The following is an 11,494-nucleotide window of genomic DNA, read 5'->3' as shown; positions in this document are numbered from 1 at the left end:
CCCCAGCGGTTGAGCAGGGGCGGCAGCAGCAGCGAGGATCCGAGCATGGCCGCGGCGCCCTGGGGCAGGAAGCCGAGCCCGGCCACGAGCGGGCTGATGCCCAGGGTGGTCTGCACGTGGGTGGTGTAGACGTAGTGCAGCGTGTTGACCGCGCCCATGAGCACGAAGATCAGCGCCGTGGTGACCAGCAGGGACCTGTTGGTGAGGAGGCGGGGAGGCAGTAGCGGGTCGGCCGTGCGGCGTTCGGTCAGGAGCAGCGCGCCCAGGGCCAGGAGGCCGAGCAGGACGGCCCCGGAACTCCGCCACGCGGCCCAGCCGACGCTCTGCCCCTGGGAGATCCCGAGGACCAGCAGGAGCGCTCCGGCCGTGACCATGGCCGCCCCGGGAGCGTCGAACCCGGTCAGGCGGGGACGGTGCCCGTCGGCGGGCAGGACGCGTGGCGCGAGGAGTGTCACGGCGAGGAGGAGCGGGACGAGGGCCCAGAACACCGAGGACCAGCCGAAGGCACTGGTGAGGACGCCTCCGACCGCGCCGCCCGCCAGCGCGCCGAAGGCGCCCGCGGTTCCCCACACCGCCATGGCGCGGGTGCGTTCGGTTCCGGCGGGGAAGACGGAACCCACCAGGGCGAGGGTGGCGGGGAAGAGCGCGGCGGCGCCGAGGCCCTGGGCCGCGCGTGCGGCGATGAGCAGGCCGGGGTTCCAGGCGAGGGCGCCGACGACGGAGGCGGCGCCCATGAGTACGGCGCCGGACACGAGCACGCGGCGGGCGCCGAGGCGGTCCACGGCCCTGCCGCCGAGGAGCAGGAAACCGCCGTAGCCGAGGGCGAAGGCGTTGACCACCCACTGGAGCGAGGCCGGGGTGAAGCCGAGCGCGGCGCCGATCTCGGGCAACGCGATGTAGACGATGTTGAAGTCGACCGAGACGACGAAGTGGGCCGCGGCCAGGAGGGCGAGCGCCAACGGGATCCGTCCACCGCCGCGCGGCGGCGCGGCGGTGGACGGGTCCCGGGGCGGGGAGTCGGTCGCGGGGCCGGGGTCCGGGGTGGTGCGGTCCTGCGGGTCCGCCGTGGTCCGGGCCGCCTCAGGAGCAGCCGGGGGAGCCGCGAGGCGGTCGGACGCGGCGGGTTCGGCGAACCGCGTGGGCTGGGTGGGGTCGCTGGGGCCTGCGGAGGACATGGGTTCGCTCTCTCCAGGGGGTTGGGCTTTTTTAGTTCAGCACTGGAATGTTCAGCACGAGAGTAAGAGAAGATACTTCAGTGCGCAACATTCCAGCGTGGTAATATCTGCGCATGAGCGAACACGAGTGCCCCGACGCCACCGAGGAGCGCACCTGGGACGCCGCCACGCTGGCCTTCCGTCTGCTGGACCAGCGTGTGGAGCAGGACCTCCAGGAGGAGGTCGACCTGCCCCTGACCTACTACGAGCTGCTCGTCCTCCTGTCCAGGGCGGACCACCGGTCGGTGCGGATGAGCGATCTGGCCGTGCTCACCCACACCCGGCCCAGTCGTGTCTCGCACGCGGTCAGGAAGCTGTCCGAGGCCGGCCTGGTGGAGCGGGTGCACTGCGAGGAGGACCGGCGCAGCTGGTTCGCCGTGCTCACCGACGCGGGGCAGAGGGTGCTCGACGAGGCGGGCGCGCGGCATGTGCGCAGCATGCGGGAGAACCTGTTCGACGTGCTCAGCGCGGAGCAGCAGGCGCACCTGCTCGACATCAGCCGGACCCTGCTCGACCGGCTCGCCCCGGAGAGCGCCCTGGCCGGGGAGAACGCCCGCACCCGGGAGGACGGGCGAGCGCACCGGGAGACCTCCGCGCAGGGGTGAACCGAGCGGCCGCGACGCGCGGTCGGGCGAGGCGGCCGAGTGAAGCGACCGAAGGCGGCGGAGCGAGGCGGCCGGCGCGAGGCCGGACCGGAACGGGTCCGCGTCTCCCCTGTCGTCAGCCGCCGCTAGCGTTCCCGCCATGAGTTACGCGCTGACGACCTACGTGGTCGACCTCGACGTCCTGCACGGCTCCGTCGGATCGGGGGACGACAAACTGCGCCGGATGATCGGTGGCCGGTTCAAGCGGCACCTGGCCCACTTCGACGCCCAGTTCGCCCACGTCGTCGACGCGGGCGGCCCCGGCATCCGCGACGCGATCCGCGCGGTCGTCCACGGCGGCCCCTTCGACGAGCAGCACGGCACCATGTACGGCTACGCCTACAGATGGATCTGCGAGTTCCACGGCCGCGCCCTGTTCAACAACGACTTCTCCCCGATGAAGTTCCGGTGGCTGGAGACGGTCGACGAGGGGCTGGAAGAACTGGGCGTGACCGCCATCAGCGTCGAGGAGTTCAGCTACAGCAGCTTCCCTCCTCGGCTTCCACGGCCCAGGGACCTCCCGGGCTACGGCGAGTGGAGCCCCACCGAGTGCCAGAAGGCCCTCGAACAGTGGGAGACCGTCACCGACGAGCGCAGGGCCGCCCTCGACCCCCACGTCCTGGGCGCCGTCGAGTCCTGCGTGGACTGGTGCCGGACCGCCGCCGCGGCGGGGCGGGGCGTCGCGGGCTTCTTCAGCTGACCGGCGGTCGGGGCGCGGCTCCGGGCCCGACGGCCCGGGGCGCGGGCACGCCGAGGCGGAGGGGGCTGGGATCCCCCCGTTTCCAGGAGACCACGACGGCGGGCACCGGGAACAGGCCCCTCCCAGACCTGTGGACAACCGCTCGCCGCCCCTCCCTCCCCGCCCTTCGGTTGACCCCCGGTCCACACGGGTAGCGGGGTGGCGGAACCCAGCCGTCCGTCGTTGGAGAGGCCATGTACCAGCGCCTGGACCGAAGCCACGGCAACGTCCTCGGGTACGAGATCACCGGCAGGATCACCGAGGAGGAGTACCAACGGCTCGCCGGGGAGCTGCGCGCGGGGATCGGCGAGCACGGAAGCGTGCGCCTGCTGGTGCGGGCCCCGGGTCTCCCCACCGCCGAACTCTCCGCGCTGGATGACGACCTGGAGTTCGCCAAGGAGCATCTCGGTGACATCGAGCGCTACGCGGTCGTCAGCGACCGGAAACTGCTCCGGTTCCTGACGAGGGTGGGCGACAGGTTCGTCCGGGCCGAGTCCCGGGAGTTCGCCCTGGAGGACGAGGAGGCCGCCTGGGCCTGGCTGGAGGGTTGACGCCGGTGGCGGTGGAAGCCCCGGACACCGGACGACCCCGGCCCGGGGCACCCCGGTGTCAGGCGGCGTCGGCGTAGGCGTGCGCGTAGGCCAGGACGTCGGCGACGTACTCGTCGGAGTGGTTGTACGTCAGGATCGCGGCCTCCCAGTCGTCGGCGACGGTCAGTTCACGGCCCTCCCCGCACAGGTACCGGCCCGCGGAGAGCGCGGCGTCGTCGATGTTGTGCGGGTCGGGGTCGCCACCCGACAGGGAGGCGCCCCACTGCTCCCACGTACGCGGGATGAACTGCATCGGGCCGATCGCCCGGTCCCACTCGACGTCACCGTCGTACTGGCCGCCGTCGGTGTCCGGAATGGCCCGCGTGTGGTTGGTGCCGTCCAGCGGGATGCCGATGACGTCGACGGTCGTGTTCCCGTCCGGGTCGAGCTCGCCCCCGGCGTAGGTGCCGTGGTGCGACTCCACGTACCCGATCCCGGCCAGGGTCGGCCAGGACAGCTGGCACGAGGGCAGGTCCCGGGCGAGGACCAGTTGGGCACTGGCGTACCCCTCCAGGGCTCGGCGCGGAATACCGGTCGACTCCGACACCCGGTCGAGCCACTCGGCGCTGGGGCGCGTGGCCGGGTCGGCGGCGGGGGGCTGCCGCTCGTCGGCGCCCGCCCGCTCGGGCTCGGTCCCCTCCGAGGCGGGAGCCACGTCCGCGGGTTCGGGCGGACCGGTGAGTTCGTCGTGGGGCGGGGTCTGGATCGTCCCCACCGGCGGTTCGACGGAGGAGGCACCCGGCGGCGACCACTCGTTGAACGCGTTGGAGATCCGGTCGACCAGGACGACCACACCGCCGGTCACCAGGAGACAGACCGTCAGCGTCACGCAGACGGCGACCACCGGGCCACGACTCCGGCGCCCCTCGGCACCGGATCCACGCCGCTCACCCATCGGCACCTCACATCGTCAAGAAAACATCAAGTCCACATCACGCCGCCACCAAGGTACGCGACCGGCGACCGTGTACGTCCAGAGCCCCGGGGAACGCGGAATCCCCCGAGGACACGGGGTTCGGGCACGGTTCCGGAGCACTCCGGGGGCGCTTGGTGGCCCGGGGGGTTCGATGGACCGGGGAGCTTGGTGGTTCGGGGGTGTTCGGCGGTCGGGGGCTCACACGCGAGGGGCCGCGCCGGTGTCACCGGCGCGGCCCCTGGTCAGGACCCCGTCCCGACGGAACGCGTGTTCCGCGAAACCCGTGCCTAGCGGTGCGGGTTGACCACGACCTCGACCCGCTGGAACTCCTTGAGGTCGGTGTAACCGGACGTGGCCATCGTGCGGCGGAGGGCGCCCATGAGGTTCATGGAGCCGTCGCTGGTGGAGGCCGGGCCGTGCAGGATCGACTTCAGGTCGCCGATCGTGCCGACGTGGAGCCGCTCGCCGCGCGGCAGCTCGCCGTGGTGCGCCTCACTGCCCCAGTGGNTCGCTGGCGCGCGCCAGCGGCGAACCCACCATGACCGCGTCCGCGCCGCAGGCCAGGGCCTTGGCCATGTCACCGCTGCCGGTCATGCCCCCGTCGGCGATGACGTGCACGTAGCGGCCGCCGGACTCGTCCAGGTAGTCGCGGCGGGCCGCGGCCACGTCGCCGACGGCGCTGGCCATCGGCACGGCGACGCCCAGCACGGAACGGGTGGTGTGCCCGGAACCGCCGCCGAAGCCGACCAGCACACCGGCGGCACCGGTACGCATCAGGTGCAGGGCGGCGGTGTAGGTCGCGCAGCCGCCGACCACGACCGGCACGTCCAGCTCGTAGATGAACTGCTTGAGGTTGAGCGGTTCGGCGCGGCCGGAGACGTGCTCGGCCGACACCGTGGTACCGCGGATCACGAAGATGTCCACGCCCGCGTCGACGACCGCCTTGTGGTACTGGGCGGTGCGCTGCGGCGACAGCCGTGCGGCCGTGACCAGGCCCGCGTCCCGGATCTCCTCGATCCGGCGGCCGATCAGCTCCTCCTGGATGGGAGCCGCGTAGATCTCCTGGAGCCGCCGGGTGGCGGCGACGTCGTCGAGTTCGCGGATCTCCTGGAGCAGCGGCTCCGGATCCTCGTAGCGGGTCCAGAGCCCTTCGAGGTCGAGCACTCCGAGGCCGCCCTGCTCGCCCACGGCCACGACCGTCCTGGGTGAGGCGACGCTGTCCATGGGGCTCACCACCAGCGGCGTCTCGAACCGGTAGGCGTCGATCTGCCAGGCGATGGACACCTCCTCCGGGTCCCGCGTCCGCCGGGCAGGCACGATCCCGATCTCGTCGAGCTCATAGGCGCGGCGCCCGTTCTTACCCAGCCCGATCTCCACCTGAGCCAACGTTTCGATCCCCTCTGACGTGCGTCACCGGACGGTCTACCGGCGCGTTTTCTGCCGCCGTGAGTCTATCGATCCCAGGCGGGGACGTCGCCGGGCCCGTCCGGAAGGACCGGACGGGCCCGGCGTTCGGACCTCGGCGGGCGGTTCGGCCGCCGCCCGTGAGACGTCAGCGCACGTTGTAGTTGGGCGCCTCGACGGTCATCTTGATGTCGTGCGGGTGGCTCTCGCGCAGTCCGGCGCTGGTGATACGCATCAGCTGACCGCGCTCGCGCAGCTCGGCCACGGTGCGGGCACCGGCGTACCACATGGACTGGTGCAGGCCGCCGACGAGCTGGTGGGCGACCGCCTGGAGCGGACCGCGGAAGGGCACCTGGCCCTCGATGCCCTCGGGGATCAGCTTGTCCTCGGAGGCCACCTCGGCCTGCGCGTAGCGGTCCTTGGAGAAGGAACGCCCGCGCATGGCGCCGAGCGAACCCATACCGCGGTAGGCCTTGAACTGCTTGCCGTTGATGAAGATCAGCTCGCCGGGGCTCTCCTCCACACCCGCGAGCAGGCTGCCGAGCATCACGGTGCTGGCACCGGCGGCGATGGCCTTGGCGATCTCGCCGGAGTACTGGAGGCCGCCGTCCGCGATCAGCGGGACACCGGCCGGGCCGCAGGCCTTGGCGGCCTCCAGGATCGCGGTGAGCTGCGGCGCGCCCACACCGGCCACGACGCGGGTGGTGCAGATGGAGCCCGGGCCCACGCCCACCTTGACGGCGTCGGCTCCGGCGTCGATGAGCAGCTGCGCCCCGGCGCGGGTGGCGATGTTGCCCGCGACGACGTCGGCACGGGAGTTGGCCTTGAGCTTGGCGATCATGTCCGCGAGCCCGGCGGAGTGGCCGTGGGCGGTGTCCACGACGACGAAGTCGACGCCGGCCTCCACGAGCAGCCTGGCGCGCTCCTCGGCCTCGACGCCCACACCGACGGCGCCGCCGACGACGAGGCGGCCGTCGGCGTCCTTGGTGGCGTCGGGGAACTGCTCGCTCTTGATGAAGTCCTTGACGGTGATCAGGCCGCGCAGACGGTTCTGGCCGTCCACCAGCGGCAGCTTCTCCACCTTGTGCCTGCGCAGGAGGTCGAAGGCCCGCTCACGGCTGACGCCGACGGGCGCGGTGACCAGGTTCTCGGTGGTCATGACGTCGCGGACCAGTCGGGAGCGGTCGCTCTCGAAGCGCATGTCCCGGTTGGTGACGATGCCGACCAGGGCCCCGGTGCCGTCGGTGACGGGGACGCCGGAGATCCGGTAGTGGGCGCACAGGCGCTCGACCTCGGCGAGGGTGTCCTCGGGCTGACAGGTGACCGGGTCGGTGACCATGCCCGCCTCGGAACGCTTGACCAGGTCGACCTGGCTGGCCTGCTCCTCGGCGGAGAGGTTGCGGTGCAGCACGCCCGCGCCGCCCTGGCGGGCCATGGCCACGGCCATACGCGCCTCGGTGACGGTGTCCATCGCGGCGGACAGCAGCGGGAGGCGCAGGGTGAGGTTGCGGGAGAGCTGGGTGGTGGTGTCCACGTCCCCGGGCTGGAGGTCGGAGTAGGCCGGCACGAGGAGGACGTCGTCGTAGGTCAGCCCCGGCGGCAGCAGTTTGTCCCCGTAGTCGCTGTACTCCTGGCCCATGACACAACCTCCGCTTTCCCGGCACACCTGCGCGGTTTCGCCCCCGCGTGTCGTCTCATCCTAGGTCGTGGCCCCGTGCGCCCTCGGTGGAACGGGGTGTTTGACCCGTCACCTCGGCAGGAAAGTGACCAGCGTCACGGTTTCCCACGGTTCGGGTCGGAACCTCGGAGGGGTTCGCGAGAGCTTCCCTCCCCTTTCCCCACCCAACAGGCACACGGCGCCCGGTCTTCCCGTTCGGGAGTGCGGATGTCCTCAGCGCCGGGTGGGGCCGATGGCGCGGCAGCGGCCGCGCACCCGCGGCCGGTCAGGGCACCGTCGGCGTCCGGGGCGGGGGCGTCCGGAGTGCTCAGGGGATGAGGCGGTTCGCCACGGCCACCTGCCGAAGCCGAGCAATAGCTCGGTGCTGGGCAACCCGTACCGCTCCCGCCGACATTCCAAGGACATGTCCCGTCTCATCCGCCGTAAGTCCTGCGACCACCCTCATGATCAGCAGTTTGCGCTGCTGCTCCGGCAGCTCCTCCAGGAGCTCCCGGGCCTGGATCACCCGCACCGTCCACTCCTCGGGCCCCGGCCCCTCGTCGGGTCGCTCGGGTACGGAGTCGGTGGGGACCATCTCCACCCTGCCAGCGCCGCGCAGGGTGTCGGCCACCTTGTGGGCCGCGATGCCGAACACGAAGGCCGCGAACGGGCGGCCGCGGTCCTGGTAGCGCGGTATCGCCGAGAGCAGGGCGATACACACCTCCTGGGCCACGTCGTCCGAGTAGTGGGCCAGTCCCGAAACCCGGGCGAGACGAGCACGGCAGTACCTGACCACCATGGGCCGGACCTCGCGCAACAGCGAGTCCATCGCCCCGTCGTCCCCCCGGACCGCGAGCGACCCCAGATGGTTCAACCCCGTGTGGTCCCCGCGGGCACCTGCATCCGTCACGCTACGAATGATGCCCCCATCACGGGACCCAACCGCTCGGATCGGCAACTACAGAATGGTCACGTTTTGGGAAAATCGCCCAAAAACGCCCCATGTGGTCCCGTGAAATGTGTGACGTACGTGATAGGGGGCGGGAGGTTTCCCCGCCCCCTGTTCGGGTTAGTGGCTGTGGCCGTGACCCTCGTCGTCCTCGTCCTCGGGCTTGTCCGCGACCAGCGCTTCGGTGGTCAGCAGCATGCCCGCGATCGAGGCGGCGTTCTGGACGGCGGAGCGGGAGACCTTGACCGGGTCGAGGATGCCCTGCGAGGTCAGGTCGCCGTAGGCGTCGGTGGCGGCGTTGTAGCCGTGGCCGACCTCCAGCTCCGACACGCGGTGGGTGACCACGTAGCCCTCGGCGCCCGCGTTCTCCGCGATCCACCGGGCGGGCTCGACCAGGGCGCGGCGGACGATCGCCACACCGGTGGCCTCCTCGCCGGACAGGCCGAGGTTGTCCTCCAGGACCTTGGCGGCGTGCACCAGGGAGGCGCCGCCACCGGCGACGATGCCCTCCTCGATGGCCGCGCGGGTCGCCGAGATGGCGTCCTCCAGGCGGTGCTTCTTCTCCTTGAGCTCCACCTCGGTGGCCGCACCCACGCGCAGGACGGACACACCGCCCGCGAGCTTGGCCAGGCGCTCCTGGAGCTTCTCGCGGTCCCAGTCGGAGTCGCTCGCCTCGATCTCCTTGCGGATCTGGCGGACGCGGTCATCGACCTCGGACTGCTCACCGGCACCGTCCACGATGGTCGTGGCGTCCTTGGTGACGGTGATGCGACGGGCGCTGCCCAGCGCGTCGAGCTCGATGTTCTCCAGGGTCAGGCCGACCTCCTCGGCGACGACCTGGCCGCCGGTGAGGACCGCGATGTCCTGGAGCATGGCCTTGCGGCGCTCGCCGAATCCGGGCGCCTTGACCGCGGCGACGTTGAGCATGCCGCGGATCTTGTTCAGCACCAGGGCGCCCAGGGCGTCGCCCTCGATGTCCTCGGCGATGATGAGCAGGGGCTTCTTGCTCTGGACGACCTTCTCCAGCACGGGCAGCAGGTCGTTGAGGCTGCTGATCTTGCCCTGGTGGATCAGGATCAGCGCGTCCTCCAGCACCGCCTCCTGGCGGTCGCCGTCGGTGACGAAGTAGGGAGAGACGTAGCCCTTGTCGAACTGGAGGCCCTCGGTGAAGTCCAGGTCCAGACCGAAGGTCGGGGCCTCCTCCACCGTGATGACGCCGTCCTTGCCGACCTTGTCGAACGCCTCGGCGATCAGGTCGCCGATCTGGGCGTCCTGGGCGGAGTTGGTGGCGACGTAGGCGATGTCACCGCGCTCCTCGACGGGGCGGGCGCGCTCCAGCAGGACCTCCGCCACCTTGGCCGCGGCGGCGTCGATGCCCTTCTTCAGGGACATCGGGGAGGCACCGGCGGCCACGCTGCGCAGCCCCTCCCGGACGAGGGCCTGGGCGAGGACGGTCGCGGTGGTGGTGCCGTCACCGGCGGCGTCGTTGGTCTTGGTGGCGACCTCCTTGACCAGCTGGGCGCCCAGGTTCTCGTAGGCGTCGTCCAGCTCGATCTCACGGGCGACGGTCACACCGTCGTTCGTGATGGTGGGGGCGCCGAACTTCTTGTCGATGACGACGTTGCGGCCACGCGGGCCCAGCGTCACCTTGACGGCGTTGGCGAGGCGGTCGACGCCCCTTTCGAGGGCGCGGCGGGCGTCGTCCTCGAACTCCAGGATCTTCGGCATGTGGGTGCTTCCTCTTCAGGCTGGTCAAAAGAGAGCATCCCGCCCGCCCGGCGATGTGCCGACCGGTGCGGGATGCGAAGGGTTCCGGGCGTGGCCGAGACCTACTTCTCGACGACCGCGAGGATGTCGCGGGCGGAGAGCACCAGGTACTCCTCACCGTCGTACTTGACCTCGGTGCCCCCGTACTTGCTGTACAGAACGACGTCGCCGACGTTCACGTCCAGCGGGATGCGCTTCTCGCCCTCGTCGTCCCAGCGACCCGGGCCCACGGCCAGGACCTTGCCCTCCTGGGGCTTCTCCTTGGCGGTGTCCGGGATGACCAGACCGGAAGCGGTGGTCTGCTCGGCCTCCAGCGTCTGGACCACGACGCGGTCCTCCAACGGCTTCAGCACGGTCTTGGTGGCGGTCGACACGGTGTGACCTCCCCCTTCAAGGTTTCGGTGTCCTGACTTCGGCCCACGCTGACGCACGGACCGTCTACGAAAAAGGGGCGACCACGGCGGCCTGTCGTCGCGGGTGCCAGACCGGCCTCGTCGCGATTAGCACTCTACCCCCGAGAGTGCCAGAATGGAAATGTGACCGTGACCCCCGGTCAGGGGCGTCCGCCAACTCCTTCACACACCGCTCTCCGACGCCTGAGGGGAACCCATGCGCACGCCCGCCTTCGAGGCCCTGCTCACCGACGCGGGCCGGGAGGTCCTGGCGGGCGTGGAACCGAAGGCCGCCGTCCGGGACCAGCTCGCCGCGGCCTCGCGGCTGCGCGGCGATCCGCGCGTGGCCGCCCTCGACCCCGGTCTACCCGTCTCCGAACTGGTAAACGCCGTCCTGACCCAGGTGTCGCTGCGCGAGCGCGGACGGGCCAAGTTCGGCGACCTGGCGACGCGGATGTTCTTCACCCCCCACGGGTTGGAGCAGTCCACCCGGCGCGTGGTGGCCGACTACCGCGCGGAGCGCACCGCGCGCGCCGCCCCGGCCGGGGGCACCGCGGGCGACCTGTGCTGCGGGATCGGCGCGGACCTGCTGGCGCTGGCCGCGCGCGGCGTCCCGGTGGAGGGCGTGGACTCCGACCCCCTGACCGTGGCGGTGGCGCGCGCCAACATCGGGGCCCTCGGCCTGTCCGACCTGGCGCGGGTCCGCGAGGGCGACGTCACGGAGACCGCGCCGGGCCGGTACCCGCTGCTGTTCTGCGATCCGGCCCGGCGGGGCGGGCGCGGCCGGGTGTTCGACCCCGACGCCTACTCCCCGCCATGGGACGTGGCGGTGGGGATGGCCGGGAACGCGGACGCGGCCTGCCTCAAGGCGGCACCGGGCATCCCGCACGAGGCGCTGCCCGAGGAGTCCGCGGCCGAGTGGATCTCGGTGGACGGCGAACTGAAGGAGACCGCGCTGTGGTTCGGCGCGCTGGCCGACGGGCCCCGGCGCCGCGCGACGGTGCTGCACGAGCGCGGGGAACCGCTGGCCCGCGAGGGAGCGGTCGTACACCTGGACGCCGAGCCCGGCCTGGGTCCGGCACCCGTGGCGGCGGCCCGGCGCTACCTGTACGACCCCGACCCGGCCGTGGTGCGTTCGCACCTGGTGGCGGAGGCGGCGGCCCGGGTGGACGGCGCCCTGCTGGACGAGCGGATCGCGTACTTCACGGCGGACACCGCGGTG

General features: G+C 71.7%; 8 protein-coding genes and 3 pseudogenes (1 of these 11 only partly in view). 4 read left to right on the top strand and 7 right to left on the bottom strand.

Annotated features, from left to right (window positions below; genetic code table 11):
- Window positions 1-1,175 (bottom strand): annotated as a pseudogene (locus D455_RS36155) (MFS transporter); the annotation flags it as partial.
- A 113-nt stretch (window positions 1,176-1,288) separates the two neighbouring features.
- On the opposite strand from D455_RS36155, the gene D455_RS0113560 reads away from it, so the two are divergent.
- From D455_RS0113560 to D455_RS0113550, 3 genes are all read left to right on the top strand, one after another.
- Window positions 1,289-1,819 (top strand): MarR family winged helix-turn-helix transcriptional regulator, encoded by a 531-nt coding sequence (locus D455_RS0113560; RefSeq protein WP_017571258.1) that lies wholly within the window; start codon window positions 1,289-1,291, stop codon window positions 1,817-1,819.
- Window positions 1,820-1,958: 139 nt separating this feature from the next.
- Complete coding sequence (locus tag D455_RS0113555; protein ID WP_017571257.1) at window positions 1,959-2,558, top strand: DUF7691 family protein; 600 nt, start codon at window positions 1,959-1,961, stop codon at window positions 2,556-2,558.
- Window positions 2,559-2,791: 233 nt separating this feature from the next.
- Entirely contained in the window at window positions 2,792-3,148 is a 357-nt protein-coding gene (locus D455_RS0113550) for a SpoIIAA family protein (RefSeq protein ID WP_017571256.1), read from the top strand.
- A 58-nt stretch (window positions 3,149-3,206) separates the two neighbouring features.
- Here D455_RS0113550 and D455_RS0113545 read toward each other — a convergent pair whose 3' ends face one another.
- From D455_RS0113545 to groES, 6 genes and pseudogenes are all read right to left on the bottom strand, one after another.
- Window positions 3,207-4,082: a lytic transglycosylase domain-containing protein gene (locus D455_RS0113545; RefSeq protein ID WP_026122601.1), complete on the bottom strand. Its 876-nt coding sequence runs from the start codon at window positions 4,080-4,082 to the stop codon at window positions 3,207-3,209.
- Window positions 4,083-4,390: 308 nt separating this feature from the next.
- Window positions 4,391-5,480: pseudogene (locus tag D455_RS30325) on the bottom strand (GuaB3 family IMP dehydrogenase-related protein).
- A gap of 175 nt (window positions 5,481-5,655) precedes the next feature.
- Entirely contained in the window at window positions 5,656-7,146 is a 1,491-nt protein-coding gene (gene guaB / locus D455_RS0113535; RefSeq protein ID WP_017571254.1) for an IMP dehydrogenase, read from the bottom strand.
- A gap of 346 nt (window positions 7,147-7,492) precedes the next feature.
- Window positions 7,493-8,038 carry a sigma-70 family RNA polymerase sigma factor gene (locus tag D455_RS0113530; protein WP_017571253.1) on the bottom strand — a complete coding sequence of 182 codons (546 nt, stop codon included), beginning with the start codon at window positions 8,036-8,038 and terminating at the stop codon, window positions 7,493-7,495.
- 195 nt (window positions 8,039-8,233) lie between these two features.
- Window positions 8,234-9,841, bottom strand: a complete 1,608-nt coding sequence (gene groL, locus D455_RS0113525; RefSeq protein WP_017571252.1) for a chaperonin GroEL — start codon at window positions 9,839-9,841, stop codon at window positions 8,234-8,236.
- A 101-nt stretch (window positions 9,842-9,942) separates the two neighbouring features.
- Window positions 9,943-10,254: a co-chaperone GroES gene (groES, locus tag D455_RS0113520; protein WP_017571251.1), complete on the bottom strand. Its 312-nt coding sequence runs from the start codon at window positions 10,252-10,254 to the stop codon at window positions 9,943-9,945.
- 235 nt (window positions 10,255-10,489) lie between these two features.
- On the opposite strand from groES, the pseudogene D455_RS30320 reads away from it, so the two are divergent.
- A pseudogene (locus D455_RS30320) lies at window positions 10,490-11,494 on the top strand (class I SAM-dependent methyltransferase) (it continues 233 nt past the right edge of the window).

Origin of the sequence: Nocardiopsis halotolerans DSM 44410, assembly GCF_000341065.1 — a bacterium.
GTDB classification, from domain to species: Bacteria; Actinomycetota; Actinomycetes; order Streptosporangiales; family Streptosporangiaceae; genus Nocardiopsis; species Nocardiopsis halotolerans.
This window is presented reverse-complemented; position numbering and strand designations above follow the sequence as displayed.

Coding starts and splice junctions, on each gene's coding strand:
- D455_RS0113560 (WP_017571258.1), top strand. CDS start 1,289: ATGAGCGAACACGAGTGCCCCGACGCCACCGAGGAGCGCACCTGGGAC.
- D455_RS0113555 (WP_017571257.1), top strand. CDS start 1,959: ATGAGTTACGCGCTGACGACCTACGTGGTCGACCTCGACGTCCTGCAC.
- D455_RS0113550 (WP_017571256.1), top strand. CDS start 2,792: ATGTACCAGCGCCTGGACCGAAGCCACGGCAACGTCCTCGGGTACGAG.
- D455_RS0113545 (WP_026122601.1), bottom strand. CDS start 4,082: ATGGGTGAGCGGCGTGGATCCGGTGCCGAGGGGCGCCGGAGTCGTGGC.
- guaB (WP_017571254.1), bottom strand. CDS start 7,146: ATGGGCCAGGAGTACAGCGACTACGGGGACAAACTGCTGCCGCCGGGG.
- groL (WP_017571252.1), bottom strand. CDS start 9,841: ATGCCGAAGATCCTGGAGTTCGAGGACGACGCCCGCCGCGCCCTCGAA.